This window comes from Kitasatospora sp. NPDC043950, assembly GCF_056435345.1.
In genome coordinates this window covers 27,384-47,905 of sequence record NZ_JBWKER010000047.1, presented here as the reverse complement: position 1 = coordinate 47,905, position 20,522 = coordinate 27,384, and the positions used below count along the sequence as shown (strand labels likewise).

Sequence of the window (20,522 nt, the reverse complement as noted above, 5' to 3'; positions counted from 1 at the left end):
CTCGAATCATTTCGGCGAGCCACCAAATTACCGGGGCGTTGGGATTATTCCCGCACACTTTCCTGATCCCGCAAGAACTCGTCCCGGACGGTCCCAGCCAGATCTCGCATGGCGTCTCCAGCAAGAGCTTTCAGTTCGAATCGGCCAAACCGCTCCAGGTATAGCTCCACATCTTTCGGCTCGCTGGTGGTGATCTCCGCATGAGGGATCTCCACGATCACCATCCGGTTGTCGTAGATGGCGAATGATGAGGATGGTGCTTCCGTCATGTGAGCTGAGAGCGGTACTACGCCGATCCAGACGTTCGGGAGGCGAGAAAGAGCGATAAGTCGGTCCAGCTGGACGGCCATTTCGGGTGGGGAGATAAGTCGCCAGCGCAGTACCGATTCGGTGATCAGGTAGCGAAATGACTTGGCGGACTCGAAAAGTACGGCTTGGCGCTGGATTCGGGCACCGATGGTCCGGGAAAGCACTTCCTCGGTCAGGCCCTTTGTGCTGAGGATTGCCCGGACGTACTCCGGCGTTTGGCACAGGCCAGGGATGCAGGACGGCTGGAAGATCCGTTGAACGACCGTTTCGGCTTCTACGGCGCGGATGGCGTCCTGGTGCAAGTGGAAGCCGCTGCGGCGGTACAGGCGCCATGCTGTAGCCTCTGTGGCTTCTCTCCGGGCCGTCTCGACCAGTCCGGCTCGGACTTCATCGGATACCCCGATCGCCGTGAGGATGCGGTCAACATCCATGGCCGTCGGAGCGATCTTCCCCGTCTCGATACGGCTCAGCTTGGACGCGGACATGGCAGCGCTGCGGGCTACTGCTTTGGCCTCTTTCCCGCTGGCCTTTCGCAGCTCCCGCAGCGTGCTACCGATACTGCCTTTCACCTGCTTCCGTACCGCTCCCACCAGTCCGTGAACGGTTCGGCGTGACTCAGCGCCGCATCTCGCCAGTGAATCCACTTCTTCACGTTGGGCTCATCCTCTGCACCGAGGAAACCGCCCTCGTTGTCGTAGGTCATCGAAACGGTCGTGGACTCGTCGAACAACCAGAAGTCGGGAACGCCTTCGATGGGGTTTGGCTTCTCCGTGATGTCGAGGATGAAGAACTCTTCACCAGCGGTGGTGTTCGTCCGGTAGCCCCAGCCCAGTTCGAATTGGAGATACGGGGTGAGCGGCCGGGTCAGGATGTGAACGCGGTACATCCTGCGGCCGGCAGTGGTGTTCCGCCGGACCTGCGTCAGCCAGGCGGCGTTGTAGTCGGCGGGCTGAGGCTCCCCGGCCAAGAAGGCCTGATAGGCGTCGACGCTGCCGGACTTGCTGTAGTCGTCCAGCGTCTCCAGCCGGAACGCTTCCCGCTGGAAGCCGTCGAAGAGTGCGCCGAAGGTGTCAGGAGAGATGGTCACGGGCAACCCTCACCAGGAGGTCGATCGGGATACGTACGGCTGTTTCGGTGTCCGGCAACTGCATCGTGGCCAGGGCTTCCGGGTCGTCCACCCGGAAGCCCTGGACGACCAGTTCCCCGGTGTCGGTGGAGTAGATCGTCGGGCAGGGCCCGTTGTCGCAGGAGCTGTCCAGTTCGGTCAGCTTCATGGCTGTTCCTCCCCTTGGCGTCTCGTTCGATGTTCCCGACTCCCGGGGTGCAGGGTCAAGGACTCGATCTTTCGAGAACGGGAAATCGGTCGGGTGGGTTGTGGCCGCCCCCGATCGGTGCGAACGCCGGTCGGGGGCGAGGGAGTTCAGGGTTGGTGGGTGGTGATGGGGTGGGCGGTCCAGTCGGTCATCTCGCCGATGTAGAGGGTGGTGCTCCAACTGCTGCCCCGGGTGAGGCGGCGGGCGACGCCGTTGCCGCCGCCGGGGCCGATGCAGAGGCGGATGAAATCCCGGTGGGCCGCGCGGATCGGGAGCGTTCGGACGTGTTCCCAGAGGACGGGGAGCGCGTGGTCGAGGCTGGGGCACGGGGCGGGGAACATGATGCCCGTGATCTCGGGACGTACGGCGGTCATGCGGCGGTCGCGGCGGCGGAGACGTGGCACCAGATGAGCTTGCCGATGCCGCCGGCGCGGGGCAGCAGCCCCACTGGGTGGCGAACTCCTGGACGAGGAGCAGGCCTCGGCCGGTCTCGGAGGAGGTGGAAGCGGGGCGGAATGCGGGCTTCTCGCTGTCGGCGTCGTACACCTCGATGCGGAGGGTGTCGTCCGGGGCGAGGTGGTAGCGGACGAAGATCAGCCGGTCGCGCGGGGCTCGGGCGTGCTGGATGGCGTTGGTGACGAGTTCGCTGACCAGCAACCCGCCGATGGGGGAAACTCCAGAGGTGCCCCGCGCGGCGGTGAGCCGGGCGGGGCACCTCTGGTGTGTCTGAGCGGTTTAGAAGTCGTCGTCGAAGGCGACGGAGCCCTCGACGGCGACCTGGTACGCGGAGACGCGGCGCTCGAAGAAGTTGGTCAGCTCCTGGACGTTCTGGAGTTCCATGAACCCGAACGGGTTCGTCGACCCGTAGCGGATCGGCAGGCCGAGGCGGGCGAGGCGCTGGTCGGCCACGGCCTCCAGGTACTGGCGCATGGAGTCGGTGTTCATGCCGGCGAGGCCGTCGCCGCACAGGTCCTGGGCGAACTGGAGCTCGGCCTCGACGGCCTCCTCCAGCATCTCCGTGACCTGCTTGGCCATCTCGTCGTCGAAGAGGTCGGGCTCCTCCTCGCGGACGGTGTCGACGACCGACATCGCGAAGTCCATGTGCATGGACTCGTCGCGGAACACCCAGTTGGTGCCGGTGGCCAGGCCGTGCAGCAGACCGCGGGACCGGAACCAGTACACGTACGCGAACGCGCCGTAGAAGAACAGGCCCTCGACGCACGCCGCGAAGCAGATCAGGTTCAGGAGGAACGCGCGGCGGTCCTCCTTGGTCTGGAGCGAGTCGATGTGGTCGACGGCGTTCATGTACTTGAAGCAGAACTGCGCCTTCTGGCGGATGGAGGGGATGTTCTCCACCGCGGCGAAGGCCGCGTTGCGGTCCTCGGGGTCGGGCAGGTAGGTGTCGAGCAGCGTCAGGTAGAACTGGACGTGCACGGCCTCCTCGAACAGCTGGCGCGACAGGTACAGCCGCGCCTCCGGGGAGTTGATGTGCTTGTAGAGGCTCAGCACCACGTTGTTGGAGACGATCGAGTCCCCGGTGGCGAAGAAGGCGACCAGGCGGCCGATGAGGTGGCGCTCGCCCTCGCTGAGCTTGGCCAGGTCGGCGACGTCGGAGTGCAGGTCCACCTCCTCGACGGTCCAGGTGTTCTTGATCGCGTCCCGGTACCGGTCGTAGAACGACGGGTAGCGCATCGGGCGCAGGGTCAGCTCGAAGCCGGGGTCGAGCAGCATCTTCTCGCGGTCGGGGGTGCTCACTGGCAGGCCTCGCAGGACTCGGGGTTCTCCAGGGAGCAGGCCAGCGCGGCCTCCTCCTCCGGGGTGAGGGTCGGGGTGTTCACGGGCACGGGCGCGGACGAGGACGCGGGCGCGGGCGCGGCGGCGCGGGCGGTACCGGAGGCGGCCTGGGCGATCCGGGTCGCCGGGCGCGAGCGCAGGTAGTAGGTGGTCTTGAGACCGACCTTCCACGCGTAGGCGTACATCGAGCTGAGCTTGCCGATGGTCGGCGCCGCCATGAACAGGTTCAGCGACTGGCTCTGGTCGAGGTACGGCATGCGGGCCGCGGCCAGGTCGATCAGCGCGCGCTGGGGCAGCTCCCAGGCGGTGCGGTACAGCGAGCGGACCTCGGCGGGCAGCCAGCCCAGCTCCTGGACGGAGCCGTTGGCCTCGCGCAGGGCGTCGCGGGTCTGCTGGTCCCAGACGCCGAGCTCCTTGAGCTCGCGCACCAGGTACGGGTTGACCTGGAGGAACTCGCCGGACAGCGTCTCGCGCTTGAACAGGTTGGAGACCTGCGGCTCGATGCACTCGTAGACGCCGGCGATGGACGCGATGGTCGCGGTCGGCGCGATGGCCAGCAGCAGCGAGTTGCGCAGGCCGGTCTCGGCGATGCGGGCGCGCAGCGCGGTCCAGCGGTCGGCCCACTGCGGGGCGGCCGTCGGGAAGTGGTCGATGTGCAGCTCGCCGCGGGCGGCGCGGGTCTCGCCGTAGGCCTCGTGGCGGCCCAGCTGCTCGGCCAGGTCGGCGGAGCGCTCGTACGCGGTGAGCATGATGCGCTCGGCGATGAGGGTGGACAGTCGCGCGGCCTCGGCGGAGTCGAAGTCGATCCGCAGCTTGAAGAAGACGTCCTGGAGGCCCATCACGCCGAGGCCGACCGGGCGCCAGCGGGAGTTGGAGGTGCCGGCCTCGGTGGTCGGGTAGAAGTTGATGTCCACCACGCGGTCGAGGAACGTCACGGCGGTGCGGACGGTGGCGTCGAGGCGCTCCCAGTCCATGGCGCCGAGCAGGTCGTCGACGGAGGCCCCCGGGGCGACGTGGGCGCCGAGGTTGACCGAGCCGAGGTTGCAGACGGCGGTCTCGGAGTCGTCCGTGACCTCCAGGATCTCGGTGCACAGGTTCGAGGAGTGCACCGTGCGGCCGGGCAGCGCGGTCTGGTTGGCGGCGCGGTTGGAGGCGTCCTTGAAGGTCATCCAGCCGTTGCCGGTCTGCGCCAGGGTGCGCATCATCCGGGCGTACAGGGTCTGCGCGGGGATGGTGCGCACGGCCTTGCCGGCCAGCTCGGCCTTGCGGTAGGCCTCGTCGAAGTCGGAGCCCCACAGGTCGACGAGCTCGGGCACGTCGGCGGGGGAGAACAGCGACCAGTCCTCGTTGGCGTTGACCCGGCGCATGAACTCGTCCGGGATCCAGTGCGCCAGGTTGAGGTTGTGGGTGCGCCGCGCCTCCTCGCCGGTGTTGTCGCGGAGCTCCAGGAACTCCTCGATGTCGGCGTGCCAGGTCTCCAGGTAGACGCAGGCCGCGCCCTTGCGGCGGCCGCCCTGGTTGACGGCGGCGACCGAGGAGTCGAGGGTGCGCAGGAACGGGACGATGCCGTTGGACTTGCCGTTGGTGCCGCGGATCAGGCTGCCGCGCGAGCGGATGCGCGAGTAGGACAGGCCGATGCCGCCGGCGTGCTTGGACAGCCGGGCGATCTGCGCGTAGCGGTTGTAGATCGAGTCCAGGTTGTCCAGCGGGGAGTCGAGCAGGTAGCAGCTCGACATCTGCGGGTGCCGGGTGCCGGAGTTGAACAGGGTCGGCGAGGAGGTCAGGTACTCCAGCCGGCTCATCAGGCCGTACAGCTCGGCGACCTCGCGCACCGACTGCTCGCTGTCGCCGACCGCCAGGCCGCAGGCGACGCGGAGCAGGAAGTGCTGCGGGGTCTCGATGACCTTGCGGGTGATCGGGTGGCGCAGCAGGTAGCGGGACTGCACGGTGCGCAGGCCGAAGTACTCGAAGCGGTCGTCGCCGTGCGCGTCGATCAGCGCGTCCAGGGCGGCGGCGTGCTTGGTGACGAAGGCGGCGGTGGTGTCGCCGATCAGGCCCTCGGCGTGGCCGACGGCGATCGAGGCGGCGAAGGAGCGCGAGCCCTGGCTGTTCGCCTCGTCGACGATCTCCAGGGCGAGCAGCCGGGCGGCCAGCTTCGAGTACTGGGGGTCCTCGGCGATCATCGACGCGGCGGCGTCCACGGCCAGCCCGCGCAGCTCGGCGAAGTCCGAGCCGGCGTGGCGGCCGCGCAGCGCGGCGGCGGCGACATGGCCGGGGTCCACCTGGGGGAGATCGACGCTGCGGTCGGTGAGCAGCCGAAGGAGCGCGCCGCCGGGGTCGGAGACCGTCGGGTCGGTGGGGGCGGGGCCGGTGCCCTGGGCGGGCAGGGTGGCTGAGGCAGCGGTGGTCAAGGCGCTCTCTCCTGGCGGCGATCGGCGGCGGTGATCGGGGGGTACCGGGCCGTTCGGGGCAGGGGAGCACGGCACGTACGCAGGAAGCGTCGCGCGACAGTGGCGTCCCCGGCCCGCCCGCGAGGCCCGGAAGGTAGTTCTCGTGCTGGCGCGGCCTCTGCGGGAGGGCCCGTGCGCACACCGTCGGCAGGTACTCGGACTCGCGGGGCGGCTACTGGTAGCCGCCCGCTCACCGCTGCGGGGCAGTCCCGGATTCGCACCGGGTTCCCCTGCATCGACAGCAGGATTGAGCATACATCTAGTGGTGTCTCTCTGATGCGACCCCACATGTAGTACGGCGCGGTGTGTCGGAGCGATAACCGGTGGTGCCGGGAGGGGGCGGGTCGTGGCCTTGGGGCGCCTCGGATCCGGGCTTCCGGCGCCCTGATTCCGGGCTCCCGGCGCCCTGATTCCGGGCCCCGGCGTCCTGGTTTCGATACGGAACGGTCACCGGGCGGACCGGTTGCCGCGGGCATGCCCTACGATCTGGGCGCATGAGCGAGCGAAGCGCCGAGGGGCGCGTTTCGCGAAGCGATCATCGAGCGAAGCGAGGGGGCGCGTGAGCGACGGAACTGGCGCACCCGGGCAGGGTCCGCAGGGAACGCCTCCCCCCGGGCCGGGGGACGCGCACGGTCAGCAGCCGCCGGTGGTGCCCGGTCCGGTGTTGCCGCCGAGCGGGGGCTTCGGGCCGCCGCCGGCCTCGTACGGGCCTCCGGTGCCGCCCGCGCAGCCGGTGGCGCAGCCCGGTCCGCCGGGGCAGCCTCCGCTGCCGCAGCCGGGACCGCCAGGGCAGCAGCTGCCGCCGCAGTGGCAGCCGAACCCCCAGGCGCACCCCCAGCCGCATCCCCAGGCACACCCCCAGCCGCATCCGCAGTCGTACCCGCAGCCCCAGGCGCCGCAGCGCGCCGAGCCGAACTGGGAGGCGCTGGCCGACCGCAACGCGGCGGACGGCAAGCGCCGCCGCCGACTGCGGGCCCTCGGCGTGGCGGTCGCGGTCGTCCTGGTCGGCGGCCTGATCGCGGGCGGGGCGGTGCTGCTGACGAAGGGCGGCGGCGACAAGCCGGTCGCCGGGCCGATCGCCTCGGCCTCCAACCGGCCGTCCTCCGCCGCATCGGGTGCCGCCCGGAGTGCCGCGCCGAGTGCCGCCGCAACCCCGGGCGGGAACCCGTCCGGCACCCCGGGCGGAGCGCCGGACGACCCGTCGAAGCCGATCTGGGAGGCCGCCACCGACCCGGCGCCGCAGGACGCGGGGGCACTGTTCTCCGCGCTCCAGGTGACGGTCAACGGTGCCACCTGGAACCGGACCTTCGTCTCGCTGGACTCGCCCTGCTGGGACGGGAACTCGACGACCGGCGGGCTCGGCAAGGTCCTCGGTGACCAGGGCTGCCAGAAGGTGCTCCGGGCGACCTACGTCTCCGGCGACAGCGCGGTGACCGTCGGCGTCGCGGTCTTCGACCACAAGATCCAGGCCGAGACTTCGATGAAGAGCTACACCGGCCACCTCAAGGGCGCCGTCGCGCCGGGCGCGCCGGCCTTCTGCGCCACTCCGGGCTGCACCAACACGCACAACACCCTGGGCCGGTACGCCTACTTCACGGTCGAGGGCTCGGCGAAGGGCGGCGACACCGCCGACGCCACCGCCACCGCGGCGGCCGTCGGCTTCGGCGAGCACGTGAAGGGCCAGCTGCTCCAGCGCGCCAAGGCCGCGTCCGCGGCCGCGCCGGGTGCGCCGGGGGCCGCCGCGGCCGGCTGATCCGCCGTGGCACCCCGGCCCCGGCGGGTTCGCTCGCCGGTGCCGGGGGAGTGTGGCAGGCTCTCGGGGCAGTCATTCGCACGAGTGTTCCGGTTGTGTCCGCCTGGGCCGGTGCCGGCGAGCAACCGGAGGAGCGGTCCGTGGCCCTGCCCAGAGCCCTGCGCGGCAGGCCCGCCGTCCTGGCCGCGGCCGGGGTCGTGGTCGCCGCGGGCGCCGTGGCGCTGTTGCAGCGTGACGGCCGGGCCGACGGCGAACGGCCCGCCCGCGTCCCGGTGACGGTCGGCCTCCCCGGCCGCACCCTGCCGCCGGAGGTCGGCCGGGACCTGCTCGCCCGGGATCCGCAGGCCTCGCCGAACGCCCGGGCCGTCCAGCAGCTGCTCGCCGACCTGGAGGGCCGGGCCCGCACCGGGCAGAGCGGCGGGACGGTGATCGGCCAGCACGTCGAGGCGCACAACGAGCGCAACAACCCCGAGTACGGCGACTACCGCGGCACCAAGCAGGTCGGCTACTACTACAAGAAGGCCGCCGACCTCACCGGCAAGCTGCCCGGCTTCGTCGAGACCGACCTCGGCCCCGGCTACGGCCAGACCGGCTGGGGCGTCGGCGACCCGCGCTCCTACTCGGCCGGCCGGTGGCCCACCTGCCGGGCCGGCTGGCAGTACACCGACGACGCCGTCGACCTGCTCTCCGCCGTCTGGTCCGGTCACCCGCGCGCCGACGACGGCAGCTACGGCACGGCCGGCGTCCAGCACAACTGCGACGGCACCACCACCGAACTGCCCGACAACGGCGGGGGGCCGGCCGGGATCGTCGGCATGTCCTTCCACCAGCCCTACCCGGGTTCGGACGTCAAGTCCTTCGAGCAGGTGCTCTGTTCGAACTCTCCGGCCGCCAAGGACAAGGGCTGGTTCGGCCGGGTCGTCGACAGCGCGCACGACACCCCCGAGTACCGCGCGCTGATGACCGACCTGTCCTACCTGGCCGACCACCTGGAGTACCTGGCCGCCCACGACGTGCCGGTGCTGCTGCGCCCGTACCACGAGATGAACGTGCAGGACTGTTCCCGCAGGTTCTGGTGGTCGGGCCAGAAGCCGGCCGACTACCAGGCGCTGTGGCGGATCACCTACCGCTACCTGGTGGAGACCAGGGGCCTGCACAACCTGCTGTTCGTCTGGACGCCGGTGTCCTGGGACGGAGCCCCCGGCGCGGACCCGTGGGACTACTACCCGGGCTCGCAGTACGTCGACGTGGTCGGGGTGGACGACTACAGCGGCAGCCCCGCGCACCCGATCGGCACCGGCGAGGTGTGGACCAAGCGGTACTACGACGGGCTCGCCGGCTACGGCAAGCCGCGGATCCTGGCCGAGTCCTTCGCCGTCCCGGTCAACTCCCGCCAGCCGGAAACGCTGCGGCGCACGCCCTGGACGATCTGGACGGTCTGGGGGCAGTCGCTCACCTCGGACAACCTGACGCCGGAACAGCCGCGCAACGCCAGCGCGGACGTCAACGCCACCTACCACAGCCCGCTGGCGCTCACCGGCGGCGCCGGGCCGTTCGGCGCGAACGTCGACTGGGGCGGCCTGCACGTTCGTTGAGCCGGTCCGCAGGGTCGTCGAGCCGCCCCCGCGCGTCCGCCGAGCCGGTCGCCGTGAGGTGCGCTACACCACCGAATTCCGTTGAACGGCCGGAATACCGTGTCCGTTGTGCCGTGTGGCATCCTGTGGCGGCGAAGCCGAGGGGCTGACGCCGGGACGGGCCCGGCGGGGCGGGGGTGCGGGATGGGACAGGCGCGTGCGATGCGCGCGGCCGGCGGCATCGCCGTCGGCTGGGGCGTGGTGCTGCTGGCTTGGGCGGCGTACAACTGCTTCGGCCAGGTCGGGTTCGCGACCTACGTCAAAGGCATCTTCTACTACGGCGGCACCTCGGTGGACGCCGAGACCGGCAGCCTCAACTACGGCCTGATCTACCTGCTTTCGGGAATCCTGCTGCTGCGCGGGCGCAGCTGGGCGCTCGGGGTGGCGGCCGGCGTCGCACTGGTCGAGGGGTACAACCGGGTGCGCAGCCTGACCGGCGCGCTCCTGGACAAGCCGCAGCGGGAGTGGTTCACCAGCACCATCGAGGGCGGGCTCAAGCTCGCGACCTTCGCGCTCGGCGTGGCCGTCACCGCGGCGCTGATCCTGCTGCTGGCCCGGCTGAAGTGGCGGGAGCCGCGGGCGCCGGAGGCCGCCGCGGCGTCGGGCGGCCAGGTGCACTGGTCGCTGCTGCAGACGATCCCGGCCGAGCCGGCCCCGGGCCCGCAGCCGTACCAGCAGCCGCCGTTCCAGCACCAGCACCAGCACCAGTCCGCCTGGCCGCAGCCGCAGCCGCAGCCGCAGCCGCAGGCCGCCTGGCCACCGCAGCCGCCCTTCCAACAGCAGCCGCAGCCCGCGTGGCCGCAGCAGCCCCCGGCCTCGCAGCCGCAGTCGCAGCCCGCTGCCTGGCCGCAGTCGGCGCCGGCCCAGCCGGCCCAGCCTTCGCAGCCGTCACAGCCGGTGCCGTACGCGCAGCAGCCCGCCCAGCCGGCCCCGCACCCGTCGACGCTCGCCCAGCAGCCGTGGCCCGCCGCGCCGCCGGTGACGCCCGGTCCGGTCGCCCCCGGTCCGGTCGTCTCCCCGGCCGACCGCCCGCCGGCCGACCGCCCGCCGGCCGACCGCCCGCCGCAGGCCTGAACCTCCGCAGCCCCGGACCGCTCGCGAACGACCCGGCTCCCGCACGGGATCGGCCCGACACCAGACGAGGAGCGACTTTCGCCATGCCATCGACATCCCCCGCACGGACGGTGCTCACCACGTCCCGCGAGGCCGCCCGGCTCGCCGAGCGACAGATGTCGTGGAAGCCCCGGGTCCTCCCGTTCTACTTCTCCTTCACGGTCATCTTCGCCTTCTCGGTCTGGGCCTACGTGCCCAACCCCACCCCGCTCGGCTGGACGATCACCATCCTGTGGGGGATGCCGGTGTTCGGCGTCCTGATCGGCTTCCAGGGCGTGCTGATGGTCCGCCGCCGGCTGCGCCAGGTGAGCCGGATGACGCCGGCCGTGCCGGTCGAGGACGACTTCCTGATCGTGCTGGTGCCGACCATCGGCCGCCACGACACCTATCCGGCGCTGGAGCGCTCGGTGCTCTCGTACGTCGAGCACCTGCCGGCCTACTTCCCGTGGATGCGGGTGGACGTCCTCACCGAGGAGGGCTGCGCGGCCGCCGAGAAGATCGACGGTCTGGCCGCCCGCAACCCGCTGATCCGGGTGGTGACCGTGCCGAAGGCCTACGAGACGGCCAACGGCACCAAGTTCAAGGCCCGCGCCAACCACTACTCGCACGAGCTGCGGATCGAGGAGGGCGAGGCCGAGGACGACGTCTGGGTGCTGCACATGGACGACGACACCGGCGTCGGCCCGGACACCGCCGCCGCCGTCGCGCAGTTCGTCAACCGGCAGCGCCGGGCCGGGGACGACGCCAAGCACATGGCGCAGGGCATCCTGACGTACCCGCGGGAGAACGCCGTCTCCACCTTCACCTGGCTCGCCGACGCGATCCGCCCGGCCGACGACATCGCCCGCTTCCGCGCGATGACCGGCACCGGCACCCCGATCGCCGGCGTGCACGGCGAACTGCTCCTGATGCGCTCCTCGGTGGAGGCCACCATCGGCTGGGACTTCGGCCCGAAGACCATCGTCGAGGACGCCCAGATGGCGCTGAACTTCTGCCAGCGCTACCCGGGCCGCAGCGACTGGTTCAACGGGCGCTGCTACGGCGCCTCGCCGGCCGGGGTCAAGGACTTCCTCAAGCAGCGCGAGCGCTGGGCCTGGGGCCTGGTCGCGCTCTGCTTCAACAGGACGATCCCGCTGCGGTACCGGCTGTTCATCGGGATGGGCATGGTCAGTTGGGTGCTCGGCCCGCTCCAGCACGTCGGCCTGGTGCTGCTGGTCGCCTGGTTCACCGGCACCTGGAACACCTCCCCGGTCACCCAGTCCGTGGTGCTGGTCTGGTCGATCAACTTCGCCTACGTCATCTGGACGTACTGGGAGGGCCTGCGCCTGAACGTCGTCGCCTCGGCGAACCACCGGCGCAAGTGGTGGGAGCCGATCGTCGTGGTGGCGGCCATCCCGCTGTTCTCCTTCCTGGAGGGCTGGGGCGGCCTGCGCGGGCTGGTCAAGTTCCTCAAGGGCGAGGAGAACAAGTTCGTCGTCATCGCCAAGCCGGCCTGATCGGAGGTCACCGCTGTGAAGCGCCCCGCCATCTTCATCCTGCCGACCGTGGTGGTCGCCATCACCGTCGCCGTCCCGGTGGTCTGGGGGGACCACCCGCTCAAGTTCGTCCACCAGCGCCCGACCGCCGTGCACTGGGCCGGCTCCGCGACCGAGCAGGGACGGGTCTGGGGCTTCGGCAAGGACGCGCCGCCGGTCGAGGACACCGGCCCCAGGGTGGCCCGCCCGTGGGCCGAGGGCAGCCCCGAGTGGGGTGTGCAGGTGTACTGGCTGGACGATCCGGCGGACCCGGACAACTTCGTCCAGGGCAAGGTCGACCGCATCGTCAAGTACGTCGTCGGGCTGAACGCCAACTCCCTGTCGGTGACCTTCCCGTACTACACGACGGGCACCAGGTCGAACGCCGTCGCCGCCCGGCCGACCACCCCCACCCCGGAGCGGCTGGCCCTGCTGCTGGACGCCGCCCACCGGGCGGGCCTGCGCACCACCATCCGTCCGATCATGGACGAGGACGTCTTCGACTACCTCAACACCCTCAAGTGGCGCGGCAACATCGCACCGACCGACCGGGACGCCTGGTTCGCCAGCTACGCCGCCTTCCTGACGCCCTACCTGAAGACCGCCCAGGAGCACTCCGCGGCCGAGGTCACCATCGGCACCGAGTTCAACTCGCTGGAGGGCGACCCGCGGTGGCCCGGTCTCATCGACCAGGCGCGGAAGACCTTCCACGGCGAGCTGGTGTACGACGCGAACTTCGACAACTGGTCCAAGGGCCCGATAGCGGTACCGGCGGACGGCACGGGCGTGGACGCCTATCCGCCGGCCAAGTCGGCCGGTGACGACGCCCCGGTCGCCGACCTGAGGGCCAGCTGGAACGCCTGGCTCGACAAGCGCGGCAGCGGTCCGCAGCCGACCACCAAGCTCACCGAGGTGGGCATCCCGGCGCAGAAGGGCGCCTACAAGACGCCCGGCGAGTACTACAAGAAGACCGAGCTGAACGAGACCGTCCAGGCGACCTGGTTCACCGCGGTCTGCCAGGTGGCGCAGGAGCGCAAGCTGCGCGGGCTGTACTTCTGGTCGCTGTACTTCGGCATCGACCCGAACCTGCCGACCAACCAGGACACCCCGCGGATGGACTACGCCGGGCGCCCGGCCTCCGAGCAGGCGATCCGCGACTGCTTCGCGCAGACCTACGAACTGCCGCCGTCCTAGGCTCCGGTCAGGGCGCGGTCCGGCCGGGCTTGGCCGAACTCGGCCGGCCCGTGGGCTTGGTGGTGGTCGGCGTCGTGGCCGTCGGAGTCGGCGTGGGTGTGGGCGTCGGTGTCGAGGTCGGCGTCGGGGCGGCCGTGGGCGGCCCCGTCGGCGGTCCGGTCAGTCCGTCCGCGATCTGCTGCTCCAGCCACGGCGTCACGAACCGCATGCCGGCCGGAGTGAGGTGCACCCCGTCGTTGGCGGGGGTGACCCAGTGGCCGTCGCGGTCCTTCCACGCGCAGGTCTCGTACGGGCAGAAGAAGGTGTTGAGGTCGACCAGCCGGACGGCGCCGGCGGTGGCCTTCACGTAGGCGGCGACCTGCTGGTCGTAACAGGTGCCCCAGCCCTTGTCGATGGCGCCGTTCTCGACCCGTTCGTTCATCAGCAGCACCCGGGCACCGGGCGCGCGGCGACGGACCTGGTCCACGGCCTGGGTGAGCTGGGTGGTGTAGCGGCTCCGGTAGTCCTCCTCGCAGGGGCTGAGCCAGCTGCCGTCGAGGTACTGCTCGGCGGCGTCCCAGCCGAGGTGGATCACGACGGCCTGCGGGGCGGCGCCGGTGAGTTGCCGGTCCCACGCGGCGGCCCGGTCGCGGCACTCCCGGCTGGTGTCGAACTCCTCGCCGGAGGTGGTGCGCACCTTGTCCGGGTCGAACACGCCGCAGCCGCTGATCCCGCCGTCGACCACCCGGTAGCGGTCGCCGTGCCGGTAGAGGCCGGTGGCGAGGTCCTGGGCGAAGGAGTCGCCGAGGACGAGGACCGCGGGCTTGCCGCTCGGCCCGGACCGCATGTCGTACTGGACCCAGGCGGGCAGGTACCAGGCGCCGGTGGTGGCCACCGCCGTGGCGACGGCCAGCAGCGGGACGGCCGGGAAGGCCCGCCAGCGCAGCACCCGCAGCTTCTCGGTGCCGGTGTGCATCAGCCAGGCCAGCACCCAGGAGAGCGGTGCGCCGATGGCGAGCAGCAGTTGCGGCGAGATGTCGTCGACGTAGTGCTGGAGCAGCCAGTACACCGGCAGGTGGAGCAGGTAGAGGCTGTAGGAGATGGTGCCGGTGAGCCGCAGCGGGGGCAGTGACAGCAGCCGGACCAGCGGGCCCCGGTCGTGGCAGAGCGAGGCGGCCAGGACGGCGGCCAGCGCCGCGACCGCGGCCAGCCCGCCCTGGTAGAGCAGCGGCTCGTGGTAGCCGCTGACGGACAGGCTGGCCCAGACCAGGCCGCCGAGGGCCGCGGTCCCGAGCAGGGCGGGCGCCAGGGTGCCGGCCGCTCCGGAGCGGTCGAGCAGGCGCCGCCGGGAGCGGGTGGCGCCGTCGCCGCCGGGGGCCGCCGCGCGGACCTGGCGGCGCAGCCGCAGGTGGACGGCGAAGGCGGCGGTGGCGCCGGCCGCGAAGCCGACCGCGCGGGTCTCGGTGCCGAGGTAGAGGCGGTCGCTGTTGTCGCCGTTCCACATCAGCGGGGCGACGAGCGCGGCGACGACGAACAGCCCGGCGGTGACGACGCCGGTCGCGCGCAGCGAGCGGCGGCAGAGACCGAAGACCGCGAGCAGCAGCAGCGGCCAGAGCGCGTAGAACTGCTCGGTGATGCTGAGCGACCACATGGCCGCGAGCGGGTCGATGGAGGCGAAGTGCTGCCAGTAGGCGTCGCCGCGGGCCAGTTGGGCCCAGTTGGCGACCTGGCCGAGCGCGGCGAGCGCCTGCGGGCGGAGGTCCCTGACGTCCCGTAGCGGGCTGACCAGTGCGGACAGCGCGACGACGAGGAGGACGGTGGCGAGCAGTCCGGGCAGCAGCCGCTTGGCCCGGCGGCGGTAGAAGACGCCGAGCCGGATGCCGTCGGTGCGGTCCAGTTCGCGGATCAGCACCAGGGTCACCAGGAAGCCGGAGAGGACGAAGAAGACGTCCACGCCGAACAGGCCGTTCTGGAACCAGTTGGTGTGGTAGAGCAGGACGGAGGCGATGGCGAGGCCGCGCAGCCCGTCGACCGCCGGGAAGCGGACGGAGGGCGGCAGCGGCCCGCGCGGCCGGGGCGCCGGTGCGGGGATCGCGTAGCGGCTGGTGGCCGGGGGCTCGATGCCCCGGGACGTGCGCATGTCCTGGAGCGTGGGGCCGCTCGCGGGCGTGCCGAGGCCGGGCCCGTCGTCCATGTGGTGCGTCCCCCCGGGATCGGTCGGCTGCCGCGACGTGGCATCAGACGTGATCTGTGGTTTATATCAAAAGACGTCCGTTGATCGTCTGTCGGTCACCGGGGAGGAGGAGGGCCGACGGCGCCCCGGCCGGGCTCAGAACGCCAGGCTGTAGACCATCAGGTCCATGCCCGGGTACGGGGACCAGTCGCGCTCGGGGGTGCGGCGGAAGCCGGTCCGCTCGTAGACGCGGTGGGCGGCGGTCATCTGCGGGCGGGTGGAGAACGCCATGCCGTCCAGGGCGAGTTCGCGGCTGCGGGCGATGGTGGCGCGGACCAGGGCCTCGCCGACGCCCCGGCCGCGGGCGGCCGCGGCGGTGGCGAGCATCCGGATCTCGCCCTCGCGCGGGCCGGCGATGTCGGCCCACTCGGTGCCGCCGACGGCGTAGGTCACGCAGCCGAGGACCCGTCCTTCGGCCTGGTCGACCGCGACCAGGAGCTCGGCCTCCCGGGCCCGGCGGGCGGCGTCGCGCAGGAGCTCGACGTAGCTGCTCTCGGGCGAGGTGTGGCCGTCGCCGACGAAGGCCTCGACGGTGATGCGGCCGGCGTCGTCGAGGTCCTCCGGAAGGGCCTGGCGGATGAGGATGTCCATCCCGTCAGTGTGCCGGAACCGTCCGGGGTGGTGATCTCCGGGGTGGCCCGGACCGGGAGGGTGGCCGGGTCGGCGGAGGGGCGCAGCGAGGCGGCGGGCATGGTGCCGTACAGCCGGTCCAGGCGTTCCGGGCCGGCCGGGTAGCCGCCCGGGCGGTGCCAGTTGTCGCGGCCGGTGGCGGCGCCGCGGGCGACCTCCCGGCCGATCAGGGTGCCGAGCAGGCCGAAACCGCCGACGGCCCCGACCAGGGCGATTGCGCTTGCGAGAGTGCCGCTGTCCATGGCTCCACTCTGGTCGGGCGGGGCGGCGGCCACGAGTGGCAGGAATGACTGATCTCATCGAAAAACTGCCATCCGGCCCTTCCGTCGCCGGTGCCGGCCGGGGCATCCTGGGCGGCATGCTGAAGAACGTGGTCGCGGTGGTGCTGGAGGAGATCCACCCCTTCGAGCTCGGTGTCGCCTGCGAGGTCTTCGGCCTCGACCGCACGGCCGACGGCCTGCCCGGGTACGACTTCGCGATCGCCGGCGCCCGCCCCGGGCCGCACACGACGCACGCCGGGTTCGCGGTGGACGTCCCGCACGGCCCCGAGCGGCTGGCCGGGGCCGACCTGGTGGTGGTCACCGCGACGGCGATCCGCCCGGAGTACCCGGAGCCGCTGCTGGCGGCGCTGCGCTCGGTGGTGGCGGACGGCGGCAGGGTGCTGTCCATCTGTAGCGGCGCCTTCGTGCTCGGCGCCGCCGGGCTGCTGGACGACCGCCGCTCCACCACCCACTGGCGGCACAGCGAGGACCTGGCCCGGCGCTTCCCGCGGACCGCCGTCGAGCCGGACGTGCTGTACGTGGACGACGACCCGGTGATCACCTCGGCCGGGACGGCCGCCGGCATCGACGCCTGCCTGCACCTGGTGCGCAAGGTGCAGGGCGCCGAGGTGGCCCGGGGGATCGCCCGCCGGATGGTGGTGGCGCCGCACCGGGAGGGCGGGCAGGCCCAGTTCGTGAGCCGCCCGCTGCCCGGCGGCGACGGCGACTCGCTGGCGCCGCTGCTCGACTGGATGCGCCACCACCTGGACCGGGACTGCACCGTCGAGCAGTTGGCCGCCAGGGTCCACATGTCCCCGCGCACCTTCGCCCGCCGCTTCCAGCAGGAGACCGGCACCACGCCGCACCGCTGGCTGACCGGGCAGCGGGTGCTGCTCGCCCAGCGGCTGCTGGAGTCCACCGCCGAACCGGTGGACGCGATCGCCGCCCGCTGCGGCTTCGGCAACGCGGCCGCGCTGCGGCACCACTTCGGGCGCCGGCTGGGGACCACGCCGCTGGCCTACCGGCGCTGCTTCGCCTGCCCGGACGACGAGACGTGACCGGGCGACGAGGTGTGACCGGGCGACGGGGAGTGACCGGACGACGGGGAGTGCCCGGGCGACGAGGCGCGACCGGACGAGGGCGCGTGACGGCTCGTCAATTCTCCAGGGCGAGGTGGTCGACGGTGTTCCAGCGCTCCGGGTGCAGCCGCCCGTCCTGGGCGCGCCACAGGCTGGTGGAACAGTTGCGCACCGGCGCGAGCGCGGTGAGCCGTTCCTCGGTGAGCCGCTCCAGCACGTAGCGCAGCATCAGCACCGTGCAGTCGTGCGCGACCAGCAGGACGGGCCGCCCGGCCTCCTCCTCGCAGACGTCCCGCAGCAGGCTGCGCACCCGCAGCGCGACGTCGGCCCAGGACTCGCCGCCGGGCGGCCGGTAGTACAGCTCGCCCATCTTGCGCCGCCGGGCGGACTCCTCCGGGTGCTTGGCCTCGATCGCGGCCCGCGTCAGCATCTCCAGGACGCCCAGCTCGCGGTCGCGCAGCCGCTCGTCGTGGCGCACGGCGAGAGTGACCGGGACGGCGCCGAGCCCGGCGGCCTGGGCGAGCGCGATCCGGGCGGTCTCGGTGGTGCGCACGTACGGCGAGCACCAGACGCTGCGCGGGCGGTCGGTGCTGGGCAGGGCGGCCCACCAGCGGCCGAGCGCCTGGGCCTGCTGCTGGCCGTGCAGCGACAGCGGGATGTCGGCGTCCCGGCAGCTGATCGGGACGCTGAGCGCGCCGGCGGCCTCGGCCAGCTGGAACTCGACGTTGGCGGTGGACTCGCCGTGCCGGGTGGCGATCAGCAGGGACGGCAGCCGGGTGGCCGACGCCGGGCGGTGGGTGGTGAGGTGGTGCGGGCTCTGGGTGGACTGGTGCTGGCCGTTGAGGGTGGTGCCGAGTTCTGCCATGGCCGCGTGCTCCCCGTGGGTCGATCAGTTGCCGGCCGGTCGCCGGTCCGGTCTGGTGGTGCCCTGCGAAGGCGGCTGTTCATACATATGATCGCGCCGCCTTCTCCAGTGTTCACGGAGAGGGCGGCGCGATCACAGGGCGCGTGCGGCGCGAATCAGTGCGCCGCTACGGGCTCCGGCGCGTTCTCCGGCTCCTCGTCGCCGGCCTCGGCGCTGTAGTCGGCGGGCCTGGTCTCGTCCGGGCCCTCGGGTGCCTTGACGGCGCGCAGCACCAGGGTGAGCGCCACCGCGACGATCAGGTTGAGCGCGAAGGCGGTCAGGCCGATGTAGCCGATCTCGCCGATGCCGGGGATCGCGGCCGCGTTGCCGCCGAAGTGCTTGGTGGCGGGGCTCGCGATGCCGTAGGCCTTCCAGGTGCCGTAGGCCATGCCGGCCGCCCAGCCGGCGAACAGCGCCCAGTGGTGGAACCAGCGGGTGAACAGGCCGCCGACGATCGCCACGAAGGTCTGGAGGATCCACAGGCCGCCGAGCAGCTGGAGGTTGATCGCGGCCTGCTTGTCCATGCCGAGCACGAAGACCAGCGCGCCGACCTTCACCAGCAGCGAGACCAGCTTGGCGATCCGGGTCTCGTCCGCCGGGGTGGCGGCGGGCTTCAGCCACTCCTTGTAGACGTTGCGGGTGAACAGGTTGGCCGCCGCGATCGACATGATGGCGGCCGGCACCAGCGCGCCGATCCCGATCGCCGCGAAGGCCACGCCGGTGAACCAGTCCGGGAACATGTCGGCGAACAGCTGCGGTACGGACAGCTGGGCGTTGAACTTCTTGTCGCCCTTGCCGACGCCCGCCGCGATGGCCATGAAGCCGAGCAGCGCCAGCAGGCCCAGCATCAGCGAGTACGCGGGCATGATCGCCATGTTGCGGCGCACCGTGCCGCGGGACTTGGAGGCCAGCACACCGGTCACCGAGTGCGGGTACATGAACAGCGCCATCGCCGAGCCCAGCGCCAGCGTCGCGTACGTCCACTGCTTGTCGCCCGGGAGGGTCAGCGAGCCGGCGGACTTGGGGGCGCTGAACTTGTGCGCGGCCGCGTCGAAGATGTGCCCGTAGCCGCCGAGCCGGATCGGGATGTAGATCACCGCGACGATGATCACGATGTAGATCAGGGCGTCCTTGACGAAGGCGATCAGCGCCGGGGCGCGCAGCCCGGAGGAGTAGGTGTACGCGGCCAGCACGCCGAAGGCGAGGAACAGCGGCAGGTCCTTGACGAACCAGTTGGCGTTCTCGCCGCCGCCGACGCCCAGCACGTCCAGGACCGCCTGGATGCCGACGAGTTGGAGCGCGATGTACGGCATGGTGGCCAGGATCCCGGTCAGCGCGACGACCAGGGAGAGCGGCCGCGAGCCGTACCGGCCGCGGACGAAGTCGGCCGGGGTGACGTACCCGTGCACCCGGGAGACCGACCAGAGCCGGGGCAGGAAGAGGAAGACCAGCGGATAGGCGACGATCGTGTACGGCACCGCGAAGAAGCCCGCCGCGCCGGTCGCGTAGACCGCCGCCGGGACGGCGACGAAGGTGTACGCGGTGTAGAGGTCGCCGCCGAGCAGGAACCAGGTGACCCAGGTCCCGAAGCTGCGGCCGCCCAGGCCCCACTCGTCCAGGTGCGCCGCGTCGTCCGCGCGCCGCCAGCGGGCGGCGAGGAAGCCCATCACGGTGACCAGGACGAAGAACAGCACGAAGACCGTGAGGGCCGGCACGTTGACGTGGCTCATCGCGCGCCACCCGCCTTCCGCGCCGCCTTGCGGGCCTTCTCGTCCCGGTTGATCAGCAGGTACGCGGCCACGGTGAACACCGCCGACACCGGCACCCAGAGCAGCTGGTACCAGTAGAAGAACGGCACCCCGCCGACGCCCGGGTCGGTCTTGTCGTACGAGGACACCCACAGCGTCGCGACGATCGGCACGAGCAGGGCGAGCCCGGCCAGCACCCGTTCGGGGGTCACTGCGGGCACCCGCTCCCCGGGTGGCTCGGGCATGACAGGTTCGACGGTATCGGGATCAGACGGCATCTTCGGCTCCGCTCCGGAGGGTTCTCCCCGTCGGCGCCGCAGCCCGCGGGGCACCGCACGCCCCCGCGAACCCGCCGAGCAGCACCATCGGTGATCGACAGTCAGTACGGCTGCGCAATCTAGGGCATGGGGTGATCCATGTCACCGGGGTCGGCGCAACTTCCCGCCATCCGGACGGCATCCGGTCGTATTCGACCGGTACTGCCCCTTCCGTGACGCGAACGGGCACCGGGGGGGGGGGGGGGGGGGGGGGGGGGGGGGGGGGGGGGGGGGGGGGGGGGGGGAGACGGAAGGGTTGTGCTAGACCCCCTCCCTCCCAAACCAATTCCTCCCAGCA

Annotated in this window: 17 protein-coding genes, 1 pseudogene and 1 riboswitch; of the genes and pseudogenes, 6 read left to right on the top strand and 12 right to left on the bottom strand. The window is 71.7% G+C overall.

Going from position 1 to position 20,522, the window contains the following annotated elements:
- Positions 1-44: 44 nt before the first annotated feature.
- The 7 genes and pseudogenes from AC07BF_RS27910 to AC07BF_RS27880 form a co-directional block, all read right to left on the bottom strand.
- Positions 45-878, bottom strand: coding sequence for a helix-turn-helix domain-containing protein (locus AC07BF_RS27910; RefSeq protein WP_363628661.1), 834 nt, complete (start codon positions 876-878; stop codon positions 45-47).
- Positions 875-1,396, bottom strand: a complete 522-nt coding sequence (locus AC07BF_RS27905; protein ID WP_478334070.1) for a DUF6879 family protein — start codon at positions 1,394-1,396, stop codon at positions 875-877. Before AC07BF_RS27905 ends, AC07BF_RS27910 begins: the two co-directional genes overlap by 4 nt.
- On the bottom strand, positions 1,380-1,583 hold the full coding sequence (locus tag AC07BF_RS27900; RefSeq protein ID WP_363628665.1) for a hypothetical protein: 204 nt from the start codon (positions 1,581-1,583) through the stop codon (positions 1,380-1,382). Before AC07BF_RS27900 ends, AC07BF_RS27905 begins: the two co-directional genes overlap by 17 nt.
- A gap of 146 nt (positions 1,584-1,729) precedes the next feature.
- On the bottom strand, positions 1,730-2,026 hold the full coding sequence (locus tag AC07BF_RS27895; RefSeq protein ID WP_478334079.1) for a hypothetical protein: 297 nt from the start codon (positions 2,024-2,026) through the stop codon (positions 1,730-1,732).
- A 61-nt stretch (positions 2,027-2,087) separates the two neighbouring features.
- Positions 2,088-2,279: pseudogene (locus AC07BF_RS27890) on the bottom strand (ATP-binding protein); the annotation flags it as partial.
- 78 nt (positions 2,280-2,357) lie between these two features.
- On the bottom strand, positions 2,358-3,353 hold the full coding sequence (locus AC07BF_RS27885) for a ribonucleotide-diphosphate reductase subunit beta (RefSeq protein ID WP_079136257.1): 996 nt from the start codon (positions 3,351-3,353) through the stop codon (positions 2,358-2,360).
- A 20-nt stretch (positions 3,354-3,373) separates the two neighbouring features.
- Entirely contained in the window at positions 3,374-5,803 is a 2,430-nt protein-coding gene (locus AC07BF_RS27880; RefSeq protein ID WP_363586989.1) for a ribonucleoside-diphosphate reductase subunit alpha, read from the bottom strand.
- A gap of 192 nt (positions 5,804-5,995) precedes the next feature.
- Positions 5,996-6,121: riboswitch (cobalamin riboswitch) on the bottom strand.
- A 460-nt stretch (positions 6,122-6,581) separates the two neighbouring features.
- Here AC07BF_RS27880 and AC07BF_RS27875 point away from each other — a divergent pair.
- The 5 genes from AC07BF_RS27875 to AC07BF_RS27855 all read left to right on the top strand — a co-directional run bounded on the left by AC07BF_RS27875 (position 6,582) and on the right by AC07BF_RS27855 (position 13,074).
- Positions 6,582-7,619 (top strand): hypothetical protein, encoded by a 1,038-nt coding sequence (locus tag AC07BF_RS27875; RefSeq protein WP_363586961.1) that lies wholly within the window; start codon positions 6,582-6,584, stop codon positions 7,617-7,619.
- 140 nt (positions 7,620-7,759) lie between these two features.
- Positions 7,760-9,214, top strand: a complete 1,455-nt coding sequence (locus tag AC07BF_RS27870) for a glycoside hydrolase family 26 protein (RefSeq protein WP_478319224.1) — start codon at positions 7,760-7,762, stop codon at positions 9,212-9,214.
- Positions 9,215-9,397: 183 nt separating this feature from the next.
- Positions 9,398-10,327, top strand: coding sequence for a hypothetical protein (locus tag AC07BF_RS27865; protein ID WP_478334069.1), 930 nt, complete (start codon positions 9,398-9,400; stop codon positions 10,325-10,327).
- 83 nt (positions 10,328-10,410) lie between these two features.
- Entirely contained in the window at positions 10,411-11,862 is a 1,452-nt protein-coding gene (locus AC07BF_RS27860) for a glycosyltransferase family 2 protein (RefSeq protein ID WP_363586958.1), read from the top strand.
- A 15-nt stretch (positions 11,863-11,877) separates the two neighbouring features.
- Positions 11,878-13,074 (top strand): glycoside hydrolase family 113, encoded by a 1,197-nt coding sequence (locus AC07BF_RS27855; RefSeq protein WP_363586957.1) that lies wholly within the window; start codon positions 11,878-11,880, stop codon positions 13,072-13,074.
- Positions 13,075-13,081: 7 nt separating this feature from the next.
- Here AC07BF_RS27855 and AC07BF_RS27850 read toward each other — a convergent pair whose 3' ends face one another.
- Both AC07BF_RS27850 and AC07BF_RS27845 read right to left on the bottom strand, forming a co-directional pair.
- On the bottom strand, positions 13,082-15,247 hold the full coding sequence (locus tag AC07BF_RS27850; RefSeq protein ID WP_363628678.1) for an SGNH/GDSL hydrolase family protein: 2,166 nt from the start codon (positions 15,245-15,247) through the stop codon (positions 13,082-13,084).
- Positions 15,248-15,382: 135 nt separating this feature from the next.
- Positions 15,383-15,877 (bottom strand): GNAT family N-acetyltransferase, encoded by a 495-nt coding sequence (locus tag AC07BF_RS27845; RefSeq protein ID WP_363586955.1) that lies wholly within the window; start codon positions 15,875-15,877, stop codon positions 15,383-15,385.
- Between the two features lie 397 nt (positions 15,878-16,274).
- On the opposite strand from AC07BF_RS27845, the gene AC07BF_RS27840 reads away from it, so the two are divergent.
- Positions 16,275-17,234, top strand: coding sequence for a helix-turn-helix domain-containing protein (locus AC07BF_RS27840; protein WP_363628680.1), 960 nt, complete (start codon positions 16,275-16,277; stop codon positions 17,232-17,234).
- Between the two features lie 97 nt (positions 17,235-17,331).
- On the opposite strand, the gene AC07BF_RS27835 is transcribed toward AC07BF_RS27840, so the two are convergent.
- From AC07BF_RS27835 to AC07BF_RS27825, 3 genes are all read right to left on the bottom strand, one after another.
- The gene (locus AC07BF_RS27835) at positions 17,332-18,120 is read right to left on the bottom strand and encodes a histidine phosphatase family protein (protein WP_478334068.1); all 789 of its coding nucleotides are present in this window, start codon (positions 18,118-18,120) and stop codon (positions 17,332-17,334) included.
- 155 nt (positions 18,121-18,275) lie between these two features.
- The gene (gene mctP / locus AC07BF_RS27830) at positions 18,276-19,889 is read right to left on the bottom strand and encodes a monocarboxylate uptake permease MctP (protein ID WP_363586952.1); all 1,614 of its coding nucleotides are present in this window, start codon (positions 19,887-19,889) and stop codon (positions 18,276-18,278) included.
- Positions 19,886-20,152 (bottom strand): DUF3311 domain-containing protein, encoded by a 267-nt coding sequence (locus tag AC07BF_RS27825; protein WP_363586951.1) that lies wholly within the window; start codon positions 20,150-20,152, stop codon positions 19,886-19,888. The genes mctP and AC07BF_RS27825 overlap by 4 nt, the downstream gene beginning before the upstream one ends.
- Positions 20,153-20,522: the final 370 nt, after the last annotated feature.